The organism is Streptomyces sp. NBC_01268, from assembly GCF_036240795.1.
Lineage (GTDB): Bacteria > Actinomycetota > Actinomycetes > Streptomycetales > Streptomycetaceae > Streptomyces.
Window position 1 is genome coordinate 6,892,376 of record NZ_CP108454.1, and the last position, 16,566, is coordinate 6,908,941.

Consider the following 16,566-nt stretch of genomic DNA (forward strand, 5'->3'; position numbering starts at 1 on the left):
TTCGTCGGCCGTCCAGCTCAGTGACGCAGATACGCAAGGCCCGCGTGCTCGGCCGTGTAGCCCTCGACCAGCCGCCCGGCCACCGTCACCGAGTCGACCAGCGGATGCAGGGCGAAGGCCTTCACCGCCGTCGCCCGCGAACCGCTCTCCGCCGCCGCGAGCACCTCCCGCTCGACCGCCTTCACCGCCGTCACCAGGCCCACCGCGTGGTACGGCAGCGGGTCCACGGAGACCGGGTGGGCGCCGGCCGCGTCGACGAAGCAGGGCACCTCGATCACCGCGTCGGCGTCCAGGACCGACAGGGTGTGCCGGTTGCGGACGTTGAGGATCAGCGTGGCCCGCTCGTTGCGGGCGATGGCCCGCATCAGGGCGAGCGCCACCTTCTCGTAGCCGCCCGACTCCAGGTCCTCCTCGTCCCGCTCGCCGACCCCGGCCGCCTCCCGGTTGTGCGCCATGTACGTCGCCTCGCGCTCGGCGAGGGTGCGGTGCCAGGCGGGCAGGGCGGGCGCGTCCGGCCGGCCCATCTCGTCGTAGAAGCCGGACTGCTGGTCCAGCAGGTAGGCGCCCCGGGTCCGCTCGGCCTCCCGGTAGGCGCGCACCGCCTCCCGGTTGAAGTAGTAGTAGTGCAGGTACTCGTTGGGCACCGCGCCCAGCGACCGCAGCCACTCGGTGCCGAAGAGCTTGCCCTCCTCGAAGGAGCCGAGCAGCCGGTCGTCCTCGAAGAGGCGCGGCAGCAGGTCCTCCCCACCGACCCGCAACCCCCGCAGCCAGCCCAGGTGGTTGAGCCCCACGTAGTCGATCCACGCCTCGTCCGGGCGCGCGCCGAGCACCCGCGCCACCCGGCGGCCGAGGCCCACGGGGGAGTCGCAGATGCCGATCACCCGGTCGCCGAGGATCCGCGACATCGCCTCGGTGACCATGCCCGCCGGGTTGGTGAAGTTGATGACCCAGGCGTCCGGGGCGAGTTCGGCGACCCGGCGCGCGATGTGCGTCACCACCGGCAACGTCCGCAGCCCGTACGCGATGCCGCCGGCGCCCACCGTCTCCTGGCCGAGCACCCCCTCGGCCAGCGCGATCCGCTCGTCGGCGGCCCGGCCGGCGAGCCCGCCCACGCGGATCGCGGAGAAGACGAAGTCCGCTCCGCGCAGGGCCTCGTCGAGCTCCGTCGTCGCGGTCACCACCGGCGCGTCCGGTACGCCCTCGCCCTGTTCGGCGAGGACCCGGGCGATCGCCGACAGCCGCCCCGGGTCCAGGTCGTACAGGGTCACGTGGGTGACCCGGCCCTCGGCGTGGTCGCCGAGGAGGGCGCCGTACACGAGCGGCACCCGGAATCCGCCGCCTCCGAGAATCGTCAGTTTCATGCGCGTACGCTACTCGGACGGATGCGGCGGCCACGGGATTCGCCCCCGCCCGTCCGTTTCCGTGACCAGCCCTTGGACGCCCCCTCGGGTCCCCCGGGCGCCGCCGGGCGCCTCACCCCAGGTCGAGGGCGTTGCGCAGGCCCAGGCGGTAGCGCAGCCGGTCGTGCCGCTTGAGGCCCTCCAGCTCCGGCGGGCGGAACAGCGGCAGGACCGTGCAGCGGGCGGCGGTCGAGCCCGTGCGGTCGAGCAGCGCGTTGACGGCCTGGCGCGCGGAGGCGTTGGCGCCCTCCATGGTGGCCAGGTCGATGTCCACGGCCACGTAGTCGCCCGCGAGGTACAGGTTCGGGATCCTGGTCGCCGCCTTCGGCCGGTTGTGGAAGGTGCCGACCGGGTGGATCAGCAGCTGGTCCTCGTTGGTCGGGTTCGGGGTGCCGAGACCGTCCACGCCGGGGTCCAGGAACCAGGAGTGCAGGGCGCTGTCCTTCAGCACCGTGCGGCCCGTGTCGTTGAACGAGGCCTTCAGCTGGGCCCACACCTCCCGGGCGACCTCCGTGCGGGTGCACTGCTTGGCGGTCTTGCCGTAGAGGATGCCGGGCCGGTCCCACTCGGAGATGTCCACCGACAGGCAGTCGACGACCGTTCCGTCGCCGTAGTCGGCGGCGAAGGCCCGCGACGGCCAGTGCCGCGCCTGCTGGATGGCGGTCAGCGACCAGGGCGAGTCGATGCAGTTGGCGTGGCCGGCGAGCAGCGGGGCGCTCTCGGTCAGATAGAACTGGATGCCGGTCATCCAGTCCGTCTCCAGCGCGTCGCAGCGGGCCAGCTGCGGGTCGGCCGCGCGCAGGGCGGCGCTCCAGGTCCGCCGGGCGTGCTCGACCGGCATCGCGCTGACGTAGTGGTCCGCGGTCACCCGCCTGCGGACCCCCTGCGGGTCCTCGGTCACCACCGCCGCGATCCGCCCGGCCGCGGCGTCGTAGTCGAGTTCCCGCACGGTCCAGCCGACCCGGAACTCCACGCCGAGGCCGGTCAGGTGGGTCACCCACGGGTCGATCCAGGCCTCGTTGGTGGGCAGGTCGAGGATCCGGTCGAGGGGACCGTCGGCGCCGCGCCCCAGGGCGTTGAAGGCGAAGGCCTCCAGGAGCGTGGCGACCGTGCGGGTGCTGGCCTCCTCGGCCTTGGTCGCCACGATGTTGCGGGTCAGCCCGACGGCGAGGATGCGCTGGTAGTCGTAGCTCATCCGGTCGGCGCGCAGGAACTCCCACCAGGGCGTGTGCTCCCAGGTGTCGTCGCGGCGCTCGTCGCAGCTGGTGAGGAACACCAGGAAGCGGTCGACGAAGTACGCCGCCTCGTGGAGCGGGATGGAGCGGGCGGTGTCCAGGAGGGCGGTCAGCGCGCGGCGGATCTCGTCGAGGGTGAGCTCGGCCGGCCGGTGGCCGGGCCAGGGCAGCGGGATGCGCAGGTCCTCCCGGCCGGTCCGGGCGAAGGACATCTCCGCCGGGGCCACCAGGTTGTCCCAGACGCCGTTGGCGTTGCCGGGGAACGGGATGCGCCGCATCGTGTCGGGGAGGTTGTGGTAGATGCCCGGGATGAACCGGAAGCCGTGCTCGGCGGGGAGCGCCCGGCGCCCGCCGCGCGCGCTCTCCGGCACGTCCATGGAACGGGCCTTGCCGCCGAGCGCCCGGCGCTCGTAGACGGTGACGCGGTAGCCGCGTTCGGCGAGTTCATGGGCCGCGGTCAGGCCCGCGACCCCGCCGCCGAGGACGGCGACCGACGGCGCCGCCGCCGTCTCGGCCGCGACCGCCGGCCGGGCGTCGACGACGACGCCTCCGGCGACGGCCGCCCCGGTGACCGCGGCCGCGCCCGCGACGAATCCGCGCCGCGAGGTGCCCGTGCGTTCCATGCCCCACCCCTTTACCGCCGGTAACAGTCGGTCGGCGCAGGAGCATAGGGGCGCCCGCGGGACACCGGAAGCACCGTGCGCCACCCGCTCCGCACATGGCGCGATCCCGCCCCCGCACGCGCACGAGACAATGACCGCATGTCCCGACGCAACGCCCGCACCAAGCCCGCCCGCCCCGCGGCCCCCGCCCGCCCCGCCCTCACGCCGGACGCGCCCTGCCCCTGCGGCCTCGACGCCCCGTACGGCGCGTGCTGCGGGCGCTTCCACGCCGGACCGGCCGGCGCGCCCACCGCGGAGCTGCTCATGCGCTCCCGCTACAGCGCCTTCGTCGCCCGCGACGAGGCGTACCTGCTGCGCACCTGGGCCCCGCGGACCCGCCCCGCGGACGTCGACTTCGACCCGGCGCTGCGCTGGACCGGCCTGGACGTCGAGGAGACCGGCGACGGCACCGCCTTCCACCAGCACGGCACCGTCACCTTCCGGGCCCACTACCGTCAGGGCGGCACGGCGGGCGAACTCCACGAGCGGAGCCGGTTCGAGCGGCACGAGGGGGCGTGGGTGTACGTGGACGGGGAGTTCCTGGACTGATCGGGGCGGTCCGGCCGGGGCGCCCCGATCACGTCACCGTGCCGGGGCGCCCACCGGGGCCTGCTCCCGCTGCGGCAGCCCCTGCGCCAGATCCTCCGCGATCAGCTTCTTCGCGATGGCGTCCGTCGCGGCCCGCAGCTCCGGGCCGCTGGGGCGGCCGCGCTCCTGCTCCACCCGGTCGCTCAGCCAGTCGCCCCACGCCCGGGTGATGACGTCCGCCTCGCGCTTCCCGGCGGAGGTGTGGGAGAGCAGGTTGCCGTCCCGGGTGAGGAAGCCCTCGTCGACCATGCGGTCGAAGACCGGCAGCAGGACCTCCGGCGGCACGCGGCGGCCGGCCGAGACCAGGCCGAGGCTCGCGTGGCCGACCACCCGGGTGTAGAGCTCCACCTGCATGACCGCCCACGCGCCGGCGATGTCGAGCCGGGTGTCGGAGGTGTCGATGATCCGCCGGGCGGTGTCGAGGTCGGTCTTGCGGATGATCCGCCCCACGGACAGCTCCAGGTACGTGGCCGAGTCGCCGGAACCGGTGGGGGAGGCGAAACCCTCGCCCATGTCGGGGGCCGAGGCACGGGCCGTGTCGCGCAGCGCCACCTGCTTGAGGAAGAGCGCCACGACGAATCCGACGGCTGCCACCGGCACCGTCCACAGGAAGACGGTGTGCAGGGTGTCCGCGTACGCCTGGACGATCGGCTCCGCCACCCGGTCCGGCAGTCCGTGCACGCCCGCCGGGCTCTGCGCGGCCGTGGCCACGGCCGCCGGGTCCAGCCCGAGGCTCGCCGCGATCGCCGAGGCCTCGGCGGTGCCCTCGGTCAGGTTGGGCCTGAGGGAGTTGGCGTAGATGGTGCCGAAGACGGCGGTGCCGAAGGAGCTGCCCAGGGTGCGGAAGAAGGTGACGCCCGAGGTGGCCGTGCCCAGGTCCGCGTAGTCGACGGTGTTCTGCACGGCGATGGTGAGCACCTGCATGCACAGGCCGATGCCGACGCCGAGGACGAACATGTACAGCGACGCCAGCCAGGTGTCGGTGCCCGGCTCCATCAGGGACAGCAGGTACAGACCCAGGCCCATCACGAGGCAGCCCGCGATGGGGAAGGTCCGGTAGTGGCCGGTCTTGCTGACGACGTTGCCGCTGAAGATCGAGGCGATGAGCAGACCGATGACCATGGGGAGCGTGCGGATGCCGGAGATCGTCGCCGAGTCCCCGTCGACGTACTGCAGATAGGTCGGCAGGAAGGTCATCGCGCCGAGCATCGCGAAACCGACGACGAAGCTGAGCACCGAGCACACGGTGAAGACCGGATTGTGGAAGAGCCGCATGGGCAGCATGGGTTCGGCCGCGCGGGTCTCCACCCAGCAGAACAGCCCCAGGGCGAGCAGGCCGCCGGCGAACAGCCCGATGATGACGCCCGAGCTCCAGGCGTACTCGTTCCCGCCCCAACTGGTCGCCAGGATCAGCGCGCTGGATCCGGCGGCGACGAGCGCGATGCCCGCGTAGTCGATGACCGGGCGGCTCGCGGAGCGCACGGAGGGGATGGTGTGGGCGGCGGCGATGACGACCAGGATCGCGATCGGCACGTTGACGTAGAACGCCCAGCGCCAGGTGAGGTGGTCGGTGAACAGGCCGCCGAGGAGCGGCCCGATGACGGTCGACACGCCGAACACCGCGCCGATGGCGCCCTGGTACTTGCCGCGCTCGCGCAGCGGGATCACGTCGGCGATCAACGCCATCGAGGTGACCATGAGCCCGCCGGCGCCGATGCCCTGCAGACCGCGCCAGACGATCAGCAGCGTCATGTTGGTGGCGAGACCGCACAGGAACGAGCCGGTGATGAAGACGATCGCGGAGATCTGGAAGATCACCTTGCGGCCGAAGAGATCGCCGAACTTGCCGACCAGCACGGTCGCGACCGTCTCGGCCAGCAGGTACGCGGTGACCACCCAGGACATGTGGGCGGCACCGCCGAGATCCGAGACGATCGTCGGCAGCGCGGTGCCCACGATGGTCTGGTCCAGGGCGGCCAGGAGCACGCCGAGCATGATCGTGCCGAAGACGATGTTGCGGCGACGGCGGTCGAGCACGGGGGGCTCGGTGGTCCGGGGCGCGGGAGCGGCTTCGCTGGTGGTGGTCACTCTCGCAGCCTCACACCGGCGGCGGTGTCCCGCATGGGGAGTACACCCGAACCGGTGCGGCACCCGGGCCGTGCCCCGAACGGCCGAGCGGCGCGGAGGTGTCCGGGAGGGGCCGCGCCCCGGTGGTCAGTGCCCGGCGGTCAGTGCCCCGGCCGCACCGGCAGCTGCGGGTGGTGCTTGGCCAGCACCTTGTTGGCCCGGGCGAGCGCGGCCAGCGCGTGCTCGCGGTCGGCGCGGTCCTCCGCGCACAGCGGCCCCCGGAAGCGGTACACCTCGCGCGCCGCGCAGTCGGCGTCGACCTCGGCCTGCAGGACGTGCAGCGGCAGGCAGGACCCGATCAGCGCGGCGACGCTGTCGGGGATCGGGACGGGTACGAGCGGCGAGGGCGAGGCGATCACGGGCAGTCCTTGTGGGTCTGTCGGGCGAGAGAGGTTCTCCCCTCCATACGTACCGGATCGCGGTGGCGGTTCGACGACGGGTCCGTCACCGCGCGGCAACACGCCCGCGCCGGATTCGGCGCGCCGCACGGACCGGACGGCCGCGCGCTCCCGCGTTCCCGCAGGTGCGCGCGGGTCCGCCCCTCGGACCGCCCGCCGGTCCACCGAACGCCGATCCGGTGGAGGGGAGTTGCCGCACCTCCGGAGTGTGGGGCATCTCACCCCAGGATCGCGTTCAGGTCGTACGAGACCGGCTCCTCCAACTGCCCGTACCCGCAGGACTCCGGGGCGCGGTCCGGGCGCCAGCGCTTGAACTGCGCGGTGTGCCGGAAGCGGTCGCCCTCCATGTGGTCGTACCCCACTTCGCAGACCCGCTCCGGGCGCAGCGCCACCCAGGACAGGTCCTTCTTCCCGGACCAGCGGCTCGGCGCACCCGGCAGCCGCGCCCCCTCGTGCGCCGACTCGTCCGTCCACGCCGCCCAGGGATGCCCGTCGGGCGGGTCCATGCGCAGCGGCTCCAGCTCCTCGACCAGCTCCGCGCGCCGCTTCGCGGTGAACGCCGCGCAGACGCCGACGTGCTGGAGGCTGCCCCCGGTGTCGTACAGGCCGAGCAGCAGCGAGCCGACCACCGGGCCGTTCTTGTGGAGGCGGTACCCGGCCACGACCACGTCGGCCGTGCGCTCGTGCTTGATCTTGTACATCAGCCGGGCGTCGGGCCGGTACGGCAGATCGAGGGGTTTGGCGATCACGCCGTCCAGGCCGGCGCCCTCGTACTGCTCGAACCAGCGTGCGGCGAGCTCCGGGTCCCGGGTGGCGGGCGCGAGATGGACCGGGGCGTCGATGCCGGCGAGGGCGCGTTCGAGGGCGGCCCGGCGCTCGGCGAGCGGGGTGTCGAGGAAGGAGTCGTCGCCGAGGGCGAGCAGGTCGAAGGCGATGAACCGCGCCGGGGTCGTCTCCGCGAGCATCCGCACCCGCGACGCGGCCGGGTGGATCCGTTCGCTGAGCCGGTCGAAGTCGAGCCGTCCGTCGTGCTCGACGACGATCTCGCCGTCCACCACGCAGCGCTGGGGGAGCCGGGCGAGCAGGGCCTCGACGAGCTCGGGGAAGTAGCGGGTCAGCGGCTTGCCCGTACGGCTGCCGAGGAACAGCTCCGCCCCGTCCCGGTGCACCAGGGCGCGGAAGCCGTCCCACTTGGCCTCGTACTGCATCCCCGGCGGGATCTTCTTCACGGCCTTCGCCAGCATCGGCTTCAGGGGCGGCATCACCGGCAGGTCCATGCCGCGATTCTAGGGACGATCCAGGGCGATCGGTGTCATTGAATACCGATATGCGGCTTGTGGGCGTCCCGCCTAGGCTGGCCGCCATGGCAGGCAAGGCGGACGCGGTGGAGCTCGAGGTCGGCGACCGGACGGTGCGGGTGTCCCATCCGGACAAGGTGTACTTCCCCGAGCCCGGTTACACCAAGCTGGACATGGTCCGCTACTACCTCGCGGTCGGCGACGGCATCACGCGCGCGCTGCGGGACCGGCCCACCACGCTGGAGCGCTACCCGGACGGCGTGGCGGGGGAGTCCTTCTTCCAGAAGCGGGCGCCGAAGTACCTCCCGGAGTGGATCCCGACGGCCCACATCACCTTCCCCAGCGGGCGCTCGGCCGACGAGATGTGCCCGACCGAGCCGGCCGCCGTGCTGTGGGCGGCCAACCTGGGGGCCGTCACCTTCCATCCGTGGCCGGTCCGCAGGGAGGACACCGACCACCCCGACGAACTGCGCATCGACCTCGACCCCCAGCCCGGCACCGACTACGCCGACGCCGTCCGCGCGGCCCACGAGCTGCGGGCCGTCCTCGACGAGCACGGGTTGCGCGGCTGGCCGAAGACCTCCGGCGGGCGCGGGCTGCACGTCTTCGTGCCGATCCTGCCGAACTGGACGTTCACGCAGGTCAGGCGCGCCGCGATCGCCTGCGGCCGGGAGCTGGAGCGGCGGATGCCGGAGCAGGTCACGATCAAGTGGTGGAAGGAGGAGCGCGGGGAGCGCATCTTCGTGGACTACAACCAGACCGCCCGCGACCGCACCATCGCCTCCGCGTACTCCGTCCGTCCCCGCCCGCACGCCCCGGTCTCGGCGCCGCTCCGCTGGGACGAGATCGACGACGCCGTGCCGCGCGACTTCGACATCCGCACCATGCCGGAGCGGTACGCCGCACTCGGCGACGTGCACGCGGACATGGACGACGAGCGCTTCAGCCTGGAGCCGCTCCTGGAGCTGGCCCGCCGGGACGAGGCGGAGCACGGTCTGGGCGACCTGCCCTATCCACCGGAGTACCCGAAGATGCCGGGCGAGCCGAAGCGGGTCCAGCCGAGCCGGGCGAAGAAGGAGCCCGAGTGAGGGACTGAGGGACTGAGGGACCGAGGGGCCGAGGGGGCGGCGGGAGTGGTCCCTTGCCGCGCCACTGAAACAATACGAACGATCGTGCTAGCATTTTCCGTGTCGAGGGCGCACGAGAACGATCGAGGAGATCCGGCATGCATCCCAAGGCCCTGCTGGTCCGCACCGCACTGAACGCCTCCGCGCACGTCGCCCCGGGACCGACCGGGCGGGCCGTCTTCCATCTCTTCGTCCGCCCCCTCGGGCGGGCCCGCGTCAGACCGGCCGAGGAGCGCCTGATGGGCGCCGCCCGCGTCGACCGGATACGGGTCGGGCGCAAGGAGGCCGTCACGTACGCCTGGGGTGACGGTGAGCGGCCCGTCCTGCTCGTCCATGGCTGGTCCTCGCGCGCCTCGCGGCTGGCCGCCTTCGCCGAGGCGCTGCTCGCCCGCGGGTACAGCCCGATCGCCTTCGACGCTCCCGGGAACGGGGACGCGACCGGTCGGGCGAGCAACATCCTCGAATACCGCGAGATCATCCGCGAACTGCACGCCCGGCACGGGGACTTCGACGCGGTCGTCGCGCACTCGTTCGGTGTCGTCGCCTCGCTCTTCGCGCTCCGCGACGGCGTCCGGACGCGGCGGTTCGTCGGCATCGCGGGGGTCGGCTCCTTCGGCCTGCTCACCGCCGCCTTCCGGGCCGTGAGCGGCTTCGGGGAGCGTGCGCTCGCCGCGATGCGCCGGCACGTCGAGCGGCAGCTGGCCCCCGAAGAGCCGGGCGTCTGGGGCCACTTCGACGCCTCGTGGCGGCCCGAGGACCTCGGCGCGCCGCTCCTGCTGATCCATGACGAGACGGACGACCTGGTGCCGCTCGCCCACGCCCACGTCATCCGGAAGGCGCACGGCGCCCGCGCCCGGCTCGTGGTCACCCAAGGCCTCGGTCATCGGCGGATCCTGACGGATCCCCAGGTGGTCGCCGAGGCGGTGGAGTTCGTCGTCGACGGGCCCGGTCCCGCGGACGCGCCCGCCGTGCCGGCGGAGGCCGGCTCCCGCTGACCTTCCGCCGGGTCAGACCCCGGCGGTGTCGATCTCGTCCCGTGCCCCGTCCGTCGCCTCGGCCCGCAGGCGGCGGACGATGCCGCGTTCGGCCCGCTCGTACGCGGAGGCTTCGGCGAGCAGGACGGACTGGGCGTTGGCCGACTCCATCAGGGCGATGATCTCGAAGGCGAGCTGCGGGGCGTCGACGTCCGCGACGAGACCGCCGGCCTGCCGGGCCTCCTCGACCGTCCCCTCCACGTAGCCGATCCAGTCCTGCCGGGCCCGCGCGATCGCGTCGTGCACCGGGCCCGTGCGGGCGTCGAACTCGGCGGAGACCGCGTAGAAGAAGCAGCCGCCGGTGAAGACCCGCTCCGCGGAGTAGGCGAGCCAGTTGCGGCACAGGGCCCAGACCTTGCCGGGGCCGGGCGGGAGTTCGGCCAGCGGGGTCACGACCCGGCGGGCGAAGACGGCGGCCGCCGCCCGCACCGTCGCGAGCTGGAGCTCCTCCTTGGAGCCGAACAGGGCGAAGACACCGCTCTTGCTCAGCTTCAGCTCGGTGGCGATCCGCCCGAGCGACAGACCCTCCAGACCCTCGACCGAGGCGATGTCCATCGTGCGGCCCAGCACGAGCCGCCGGGTCTGGTTGCCGCGCTCGACGCGCCCGTCGGTACTGGTGCTGCCGCTCATGCCCCCATCGTACTGAACGCACGATCGTGCGGACACTGTGTGTGGGCCGCCCCCGCGCGGGTGCTACGCCTCCGCCGCGCGCCGCTCGCCCGGCGCCAGCAGCAGCACCTCCAGGGCCCGGGCGCAGGCCCGGGCCCGGGCCAGGAACCAGTCGAGCCGCTCGTCGGTGATCAGCGACGGCGCCGCCCGCAGCGAGAGCGCGAAGCGCGCGTGACCGGCCCGTTCCAGGACCGGCACCGCGAGGGTCCGCACCCCGAGCGCCGACTCGCCGTCGTCCAGGGCGTACCCCTGCTCCCGCACCCGGGCCAACTCGCCCGCGGGACCGCCGGATTCGCCGGGACTCCCCGGGCGCGGCCAGGCGAGCAGCACCTTGCCGAGCGCCGTCGAGTGGAGCGGCCGCCGCAGTCCCACCTTCGGCGTGACCGAACCGCCCGCCACGATCACCGCGTACGCGCCGCCGCGCAGGGCCAGGTCGGCGGTGGCGCCGGTCCGGGCGGCCAGGTCGCCCAGCTCGGGGGCGGCCAGGTGCAGCCCGCGCTGGTGGTACGAGAGCCGGCCCAGTTCGGTGACGGCCGGACCGAGCCGGTAGCGGGCCGTGCGGGCGTCCTGCTCCAGGAAACCGGCCCCCAGCAGCGTCCTCGCCAGCCGGTGCGCGGTCGACGTCGACAGGGCGAGCCGGCGCGCCAGGTCCGAGGCGCTGAGATCGGGCCCGTTGTCGTGGAAGCAGTGCAGGACGTCCAGGGCCCGGCGCACCGCCTGGGCCCCGGCCGGTGCGCGGACCGGTCCGGCCTCGGTGGTCATGTGGTTCGCTCCCCCTCGCCGCATGCTCTCAACGGCCTCCCACGCTCCCATATGGCGGGAGCCGAAGCAGCATCGCGACGAGGTCGGAAACATGCCGTTCACGTGGGATCCCACAGGGTGGGAGACGCGCCGAAGTTGGCTTGAACCCGGCGGAAGGGCGTGGCGGAGACAGACGCACCGGAGCATCCCGGGGGCCCGGAAACGGTCCCGCCGCTCCCCGGCGCGCCGCGTTGATCGGACGTTGATGGCCCGTTTAGGCGGCCGCGCGAGTCTCTTCCCATGCAGACCGACACCATGCACTTCGCCCCCCAGACCCTCGGGGCCCCGGACCTCTCCTGGCAGGAGGACGCGCTGTGCGCCCAGGCGGGACCGGAGTTCTTCTTCCCGGCGCCCGGCTCCTCGACCCGCGAGGCGAAGCAGCTGTGCGGGGCGTGCCCGGGCCGCGCGGCGTGCCTGGAGTACGCGCTGACGCACGACGAGCGCTTCGGCGTGTGGGGCGGGCTCTCGGAGAAGGAGCGGATCAACCTGAAGCGGCGCCGGGGCTGACCGCCTCCGGCGCCTCCCGGGTGAGGGCTCAGCCCGCCGCGCGGGCCGCCATGCGCGCCTTGCGCGCCGCGAGCCGCTCGTCGAACTTGGCCGCCTCGCTGTCCAGGCCGTTCATGTAGAGGCCGAGCTCCTCCTGGGCCTGCAGGCCCTCCGGGCCGAGGCCGTCGATCTGGAGGACCTTGAGGAAGCGGAGCACCGGCTGCAGCACGTCGTCGTGGTGGATGCGCAGGTTGTAGATCTCGCCGATCGCCATCTGGGCGGCGGCCCGCTCGAAGCCGGGCATGCCGTGACCGGGCATCCGGAAGCCGACGACGACGTCCCGCACGGCCTGCATGGTGAGGTCGGGGGCGAGCTCGAAGGCCGCGCCCAGCAGGTTGCGGTAGAAGACCATGTGCAGGTTCTCGTCGAGCGCGATGCGGGCCAGCATCCGGTCGCAGACGGGGTCGCCGGACTGGTGGCCGGTGTTGCGGTGCGAGATGCGGGTGGCGAGCTCCTGGAAGGCCACGTACGCGACCGAGTGCAGCATCGAGTGGCGGTTGTCCGACTCGAAGCCCTCGCTCATGTGCGCCATGCGGAAGCGCTCCAGCTCGTCCGGGTCGACCGCCCGCGAGGCCAGCAGGTAGTCGCGCATCACGATGCCGTGCCGGCCCTCCTCCGCGGTCCAGCGGTGCACCCAGGTGCCCCAGGCGCCGTCGCGGCCGAAGAGGCTGGCGATCTCGTGGTGGTAGCTCGGGAGGTTGTCCTCGGTGAGCAGGTTGACCACGAGGGCGATCCGGCCGATGTCGGTGACCTTGGACTGCGAGCGGTCCCAGGCCTCGCCGTCCTCGAAGAGGGCCGGGAAGTTCCGGGCGTCCGACCACGGCACGTAGTCGTGCGGCATCCAGTCCTTGGTGACCTTCAGGTGCCGGTTGAGCTCCTTCTCCACGACCTCTTCCAGGGCGTACAGGAGCCGTGCGTCGGTCCACCCTGCGGAGCTGCCGAGGTGGGGAGAGGTGAGCGTCACGGGAACTCCTGGGGACGGAGAGGGGGCAAACGGAACTACCTACGGACTCGTAGGTTACGAGACCGTAGGTTAAAGCCCCGATAAGGGGGTGGCCAAGCCCGTCCCGGAGGCGCCCGGTCACGTTCCGTCATGCCCGCAGCTCCCGCGGTCTGCGGGAGACCCAGGTCACGGGAGTCCGGGCCCGCAGCGGCCCCCCGCGCGGCTACTCAGAGCAGATGATCGGCGGCGCCGGCCTTCACGGCCGAGATCAGCGCCCTCAGCGCCTCGACCGAATCGCTGACGTACGCGTCGGGGGCGAGGGTGGAGCCGATGTAGGCGCGGCCGGAGTCGTCGAGGCCGAAGCGGAAGCAGTTGGCGCCCTCGCTGCAGAAGGCTTCGCTCCAGGCGATCTCCCGGGCGGCGGCGGGGTGGTCGGTGACGTTCATGGTGGAGGGTCCTTCAGAGGTCCTGGGCGAGGGCGCGGATGAAGTCGCGGGAGGCGGGCGGCGGCAGGGCCAGCCCGCTCAACCGCTCCAGCAGACCGCGATAGCGCCGCAGTTGCATGTCGGTGTCGAGAAGCATGGAGCCGTGGGAGGAGTCGAGCTGCACCGTGTCGAGCTGCGGCACCGGCGCGGACACACAGGTGAACGACTGACCCGCCCCGGGGAAACCCCCCGCCGCGAACGGGATGACCCGCACGGAGATCGTGTCCCGCTCCGAGCGCTCCAGGATGTACTCCAGCTGCGCCCTGGCGACCTTCGGGCCGCCGAACTGCATGCGCAGCGCGGCCTCGTGGATCACCGCCCCGTACAGCGTCGGCCGGTCCCGGTCGAGCACTTCCTGGCGGCGCAGCCGCAGGTTCACCCGGGCCTCCAGGTCGGGCCCGGGCAGCGGCGGGTCGGCGGTGTCGAAGACGGCCCGGGCGTGCTCCTCGGTCTGCAGCAGGCCGGGCAGGTGCGTCGTGACGGCGGTGTGCAACTCCGAGGCGTGGAACTCCAGTTCGGCGATGTCGATCAGCGCCGGTGGCAGCAGCCCCCGGTGCTGCTCCCACCAGCCGCGGTCGCGTTCCTGGGCCATGGCGGCGAGCAGGTCGATGAGGGGGGTGTCCGGGCAGCCGTAGTTGAAGGCGAGCGTGCGCACCCGCTCGGCGCTGATGCCGAAGCGCCCCGACTCGATGTTGGGGATGCGGGTGCGGTCGACGCCCAGCAGGGCGGCGGCCTGCTGGACCGACATGCCCGACTGCTCGCGAAGTTTGCGCAGCTCGTGTCCGAGTCGCTGCTGGCGCGCGGTCGGGGTGCTCCTGGGCGGCACGCTCGTTCTCCCCCTTCGGTTCCGGGCTCGCGGGTCCGGAGAATACGGCCCGTTCCGGCATAAGTACGAGTATCTACTGCCAAGTAGTAGCACCGTGCTCCGGATCTAGGCTACGGTCGGTAGCGCAAGTCTCACACGGGGCAATCGTGTTCGACGTGTGAGCACCCCCACACGCACAGGAAATGTGAGCAAAACCGATGAAGGGCGCACTGCGTTGCCTCCCGTCCGCCGTCGCGGCCGGCCCCATACCCCCCGCCACGGAGAACCTCAGCTACTCGATGCTCCTCCCCGGGGGCGCCTACTGCGCGGGACTGGCCCGCGACTCCATCCGCACCCTGGTCGACCGCCACGGCCTCGCCGAACTCACCGAGACCGCGGTCCTCGCCGCCTCCGAACTCGTCTCCGCCGCGTACCGCTTCACCCCGGACCGCGAGATGGTCCTGCGGGTGCGCTGGCAGTTCGACGCGCTGCGGATCGTCCTCTACGACCAGCACCCGGCCCACCCCGCACCGGACGAGGCCGACGCGTGCCGCGAGCGCCGCAGCCGCAGCATGTGGCTGCTGACCGCGGCGGTCGAGGCGCACGGCGGGGACTGGGGGCTCGCCCCCGTCCTGACACCGGGCGGCGGCACCAAGTCCTGGGCGTTACTCCACCGTTAGCAGCCCCGCCCGCACGGCCTCGGCCGTCGTGGGCCGCAGCGCGCCGTCGAGCTCCAGCCACCGGGTGATCCCCAGCGACTCCAGGAACGGCACGTCGTGACTCACCACGACCAGCGCCCCCTCGTACGCTTCGAGCGCGGCCGTCAGGCTCCGTACCGACGCCAGGTCCAGATTGTTGGTCGGCTCGTCGAGCAGCAGCAGCTGCGGTGCCGGCTCGGCCAGCAGCAGCGCCGCCAGCGTCGCGCGGAACCGCTCGCCCCCCGACAGCGTTCCCACCGGCCGATCGGCCCGGGCACCCCGGAAGAGGAACCGGGCCAGCCGCGCCCTGATCGCGTGGGGCGTCGCGCCGGGCGCCAGCCGGGCCACGTTCTCCACCACGCTCAGTTCGTCGTCCAGCACATCGAGCCGCTGCGGAAGGAAGCGCAGCGGGACCCGCGCCACCGCCTCGCCCGCGACCGGATCGAGCCCGCCCGCGAGCGTCCGCAGCAGTGTCGTCTTGCCGGCCCCGTTCCGGCCGACCAGCGCCACCCGCTCCGGACCCCGCAGCTCGAACTCCCCGGCGACCCGTGCCCCGTACCGCAGCTCCAGGTCGTGCAGCAGCAGCACCTCCCGGCCCGGCGGGACCTTCGTGTACGGCAGCTCGATCCGGATCTCGTCGTCGTCCCGCACCGCCTCCACCGCCGCGTCCAGCCGCGAACGCGCCTCGGCGAGCCGGTCCGCGTGCAGCCGGCGGTGCTTGCCCGCCGACACCTCGGCCTGCCCCTTGCGGGTGTTCGCCACGACCTTCGGCACCACCTTGTTCTCCGCACTCTTCTGCGCGTAACGCCTGCGCCGGGCCAACTTGGAACGGGCGTCCGTCAGTTCCCGCTTCTGGCGCTGGACGTCGGCCTCGGCGACCCGCACCATGCGCTCGGCCGCCTCCTGTTCGGCGGCGAGCGTCGCCTGGTAGTCGGACCAGGCGCCGCCGTACCAGGCGACCTCGCCGTCCCGCAGGTCGGCGATCTGGTCCACCCGCTCCAGGAGTTCGCGGTCGTGGCTGACCACGATCAGCACTCCGGGCCAGGCGTCCACCGCCTCGTGCAGCCTGCGGCGGGCGAACAGGTCCAGGTTGTTGGTCGGCTCGTCGAGCAGCAGCACGTCCGGCCCGGCGAGCAGCAGCGCGGCCAGCCGGAGCAGGACCGACTCGCCGCCCGAGACCTCGCCGATCGTGCGGTCGAGCCCGACGTGCCCGAGACCGAGCCGGTCGAGCACGGCCCGGGCCCGCTCCTCGACGTCCCAGTCCTCGCCCACGGCCGCGAAGTGCTCGGCGGCCGTGTCGCCCGCCTCGATGGCGTGCAGCGCGGCCCGGGCGCGGTCGATTCCGAGGGCCCGGTCGACCCGCAGCCCGGTGTCGAGCACCAGGTCCTGCGGGAGGTACCCGATCTCGCCCGCGACGTGGACGGTGCCGGAGGCCGGGGCGAGCTCGCCGGCGATCAGCTTGAGCAGGGTGGACTTCCCCGAACCGTTCAGCCCGACCAGGCCGGTCCGGCCGGCCCCCACGGCGAGCCGGAAGTCGTCGAGGACCCGGGTCCCGTCGGGCCAGGAGAAGGAGAGGGACGTGCAGGTGACGAAGGTGGGGCGGGGCGCCATGAGAGCCTCCCGGTGGCAGGGGCGTGGATGAGGACGACGCGGGAGACACCGGGGCGCGGGCGGGAAGAAGAGAGCGGAGCAGCGCTCGTACGCCGAGGTCGAGGACGGCACACGCGGCGGCGGGGCGGCACGCGCGGCA

General features: G+C 73.0%; 16 protein-coding genes. 5 read left to right on the forward strand and 11 right to left on the reverse strand.

Going from position 1 to position 16,566, the window contains the following annotated elements; translation table 11 throughout:
* Positions 1-17 precede the first annotated feature (17 nt).
* Positions 18-1,361, reverse strand: coding sequence for a 6-phospho-beta-glucosidase (locus OG309_RS31050; RefSeq protein ID WP_329425895.1), 1,344 nt, complete (start codon positions 1,359-1,361; stop codon positions 18-20).
* 112 nt (positions 1,362-1,473) lie between these two features.
* Entirely contained in the window at positions 1,474-3,258 is a 1,785-nt protein-coding gene (locus tag OG309_RS31055; RefSeq protein WP_329425897.1) for a hydroxysqualene dehydroxylase, read from the reverse strand.
* A gap of 138 nt (positions 3,259-3,396) precedes the next feature.
* Between OG309_RS31055 and OG309_RS31060 the strand changes: the two genes are divergently transcribed.
* Positions 3,397-3,846 (forward strand): YchJ family protein, encoded by a 450-nt coding sequence (locus OG309_RS31060; RefSeq protein WP_329425899.1) that lies wholly within the window; start codon positions 3,397-3,399, stop codon positions 3,844-3,846.
* Positions 3,847-3,879: 33 nt separating this feature from the next.
* Here OG309_RS31060 and OG309_RS31065 read toward each other — a convergent pair whose 3' ends face one another.
* The 3 genes from OG309_RS31065 to OG309_RS31075 all read right to left on the reverse strand — a co-directional run bounded on the left by OG309_RS31065 (position 3,880) and on the right by OG309_RS31075 (position 7,687).
* On the reverse strand, positions 3,880-5,973 hold the full coding sequence (locus OG309_RS31065; protein ID WP_329425901.1) for an MDR family MFS transporter: 2,094 nt from the start codon (positions 5,971-5,973) through the stop codon (positions 3,880-3,882).
* 140 nt (positions 5,974-6,113) lie between these two features.
* On the reverse strand, positions 6,114-6,368 hold the full coding sequence (locus tag OG309_RS31070) for a hypothetical protein (protein WP_329428641.1): 255 nt from the start codon (positions 6,366-6,368) through the stop codon (positions 6,114-6,116).
* 260 nt (positions 6,369-6,628) lie between these two features.
* Complete coding sequence (locus OG309_RS31075) at positions 6,629-7,687, reverse strand: ATP-dependent DNA ligase (RefSeq protein ID WP_329425903.1); 1,059 nt, start codon at positions 7,685-7,687, stop codon at positions 6,629-6,631.
* An 86-nt stretch (positions 7,688-7,773) separates the two neighbouring features.
* On the opposite strand from OG309_RS31075, the gene ligD reads away from it, so the two are divergent.
* Both ligD and OG309_RS31085 read left to right on the forward strand, forming a co-directional pair.
* Positions 7,774-8,796 (forward strand): non-homologous end-joining DNA ligase, encoded by a 1,023-nt coding sequence (ligD, locus tag OG309_RS31080; protein ID WP_329425904.1) that lies wholly within the window; start codon positions 7,774-7,776, stop codon positions 8,794-8,796.
* Between the two features lie 137 nt (positions 8,797-8,933).
* Positions 8,934-9,830, forward strand: a complete 897-nt coding sequence (locus tag OG309_RS31085; protein WP_329425906.1) for an alpha/beta fold hydrolase — start codon at positions 8,934-8,936, stop codon at positions 9,828-9,830.
* Positions 9,831-9,842: 12 nt separating this feature from the next.
* Here OG309_RS31085 and OG309_RS31090 read toward each other — a convergent pair whose 3' ends face one another.
* Entirely contained in the window at positions 9,843-10,499 is a 657-nt protein-coding gene (locus OG309_RS31090) for a TetR/AcrR family transcriptional regulator (RefSeq protein ID WP_329425908.1), read from the reverse strand.
* Between the two features lie 63 nt (positions 10,500-10,562).
* Positions 10,563-11,300, reverse strand: a complete 738-nt coding sequence (locus tag OG309_RS31095; RefSeq protein ID WP_329425910.1) for an IclR family transcriptional regulator — start codon at positions 11,298-11,300, stop codon at positions 10,563-10,565.
* A 279-nt stretch (positions 11,301-11,579) separates the two neighbouring features.
* On the opposite strand from OG309_RS31095, the gene OG309_RS31100 reads away from it, so the two are divergent.
* Positions 11,580-11,846 (forward strand): WhiB family transcriptional regulator, encoded by a 267-nt coding sequence (locus tag OG309_RS31100; RefSeq protein WP_329425912.1) that lies wholly within the window; start codon positions 11,580-11,582, stop codon positions 11,844-11,846.
* Positions 11,847-11,874: 28 nt separating this feature from the next.
* Here the strand turns inward: OG309_RS31100 and OG309_RS31105 are convergent, their stop codons facing one another.
* The 3 genes from OG309_RS31105 to OG309_RS31115 form a co-directional block, all read right to left on the reverse strand.
* A complete protein-coding gene (locus OG309_RS31105; protein ID WP_329425913.1) occupies positions 11,875-12,849 on the reverse strand; it encodes an acyl-ACP desaturase in 975 nt (324 codons plus the stop codon).
* 206 nt (positions 12,850-13,055) lie between these two features.
* A complete protein-coding gene (locus tag OG309_RS31110) occupies positions 13,056-13,274 on the reverse strand; it encodes a hypothetical protein (protein ID WP_329425915.1) in 219 nt (72 codons plus the stop codon).
* 13 nt (positions 13,275-13,287) lie between these two features.
* Positions 13,288-14,139 (reverse strand): helix-turn-helix domain-containing protein, encoded by an 852-nt coding sequence (locus OG309_RS31115; RefSeq protein ID WP_329425917.1) that lies wholly within the window; start codon positions 14,137-14,139, stop codon positions 13,288-13,290.
* Between the two features lie 197 nt (positions 14,140-14,336).
* Here OG309_RS31115 and OG309_RS31120 point away from each other — a divergent pair, with 197 nt between their 5' ends.
* Positions 14,337-14,798 carry an ATP-binding protein gene (locus tag OG309_RS31120; RefSeq protein WP_329425919.1) on the forward strand — a complete coding sequence of 154 codons (462 nt, stop codon included), beginning with the start codon at positions 14,337-14,339 and terminating at the stop codon, positions 14,796-14,798.
* Here the strand turns inward: OG309_RS31120 and OG309_RS31125 are convergent.
* A complete protein-coding gene (locus OG309_RS31125) occupies positions 14,784-16,427 on the reverse strand; it encodes an ABC-F family ATP-binding cassette domain-containing protein (RefSeq protein WP_329425921.1) in 1,644 nt (547 codons plus the stop codon). The two genes, OG309_RS31120 and OG309_RS31125, sit on opposite strands and share 15 nt — an antisense overlap.
* Between the last annotated feature and the right edge of the window lie 139 nt (positions 16,428-16,566).

What these genes read in the sequence shown, in the direction of transcription:
- OG309_RS31090 (WP_329425908.1), bottom strand. Translation starts at nt 10,499, where the DNA reads ATGAGCGGCAGCACCAGTACCGACGGGCGCGTCGAGCGCGGCAACCAG.
- OG309_RS31110 (WP_329425915.1), bottom strand. Translation starts at nt 13,274, where the DNA reads ATGAACGTCACCGACCACCCCGCCGCCGCCCGGGAGATCGCCTGGAGC.
- OG309_RS31055 (WP_329425897.1), bottom strand. Translation starts at nt 3,258, where the DNA reads ATGGAACGCACGGGCACCTCGCGGCGCGGATTCGTCGCGGGCGCGGCC.
- OG309_RS31100 (WP_329425912.1), top strand. Translation starts at nt 11,580, where the DNA reads ATGCAGACCGACACCATGCACTTCGCCCCCCAGACCCTCGGGGCCCCG.
- OG309_RS31125 (WP_329425921.1), bottom strand. Translation starts at nt 16,427, where the DNA reads ATGGCGCCCCGCCCCACCTTCGTCACCTGCACGTCCCTCTCCTTCTCC.
- OG309_RS31120 (WP_329425919.1), top strand. Translation starts at nt 14,337, where the DNA reads ATGAAGGGCGCACTGCGTTGCCTCCCGTCCGCCGTCGCGGCCGGCCCC.
- OG309_RS31095 (WP_329425910.1), bottom strand. Translation starts at nt 11,300, where the DNA reads ATGACCACCGAGGCCGGACCGGTCCGCGCACCGGCCGGGGCCCAGGCG.
- OG309_RS31085 (WP_329425906.1), top strand. Translation starts at nt 8,934, where the DNA reads ATGCATCCCAAGGCCCTGCTGGTCCGCACCGCACTGAACGCCTCCGCG.
- OG309_RS31050 (WP_329425895.1), bottom strand. Translation starts at nt 1,361, where the DNA reads ATGAAACTGACGATTCTCGGAGGCGGCGGATTCCGGGTGCCGCTCGTG.
- OG309_RS31060 (WP_329425899.1), top strand. Translation starts at nt 3,397, where the DNA reads ATGTCCCGACGCAACGCCCGCACCAAGCCCGCCCGCCCCGCGGCCCCC.
- OG309_RS31075 (WP_329425903.1), bottom strand. Translation starts at nt 7,687, where the DNA reads ATGGACCTGCCGGTGATGCCGCCCCTGAAGCCGATGCTGGCGAAGGCC.
- ligD (WP_329425904.1), top strand. Translation starts at nt 7,774, where the DNA reads ATGGCAGGCAAGGCGGACGCGGTGGAGCTCGAGGTCGGCGACCGGACG.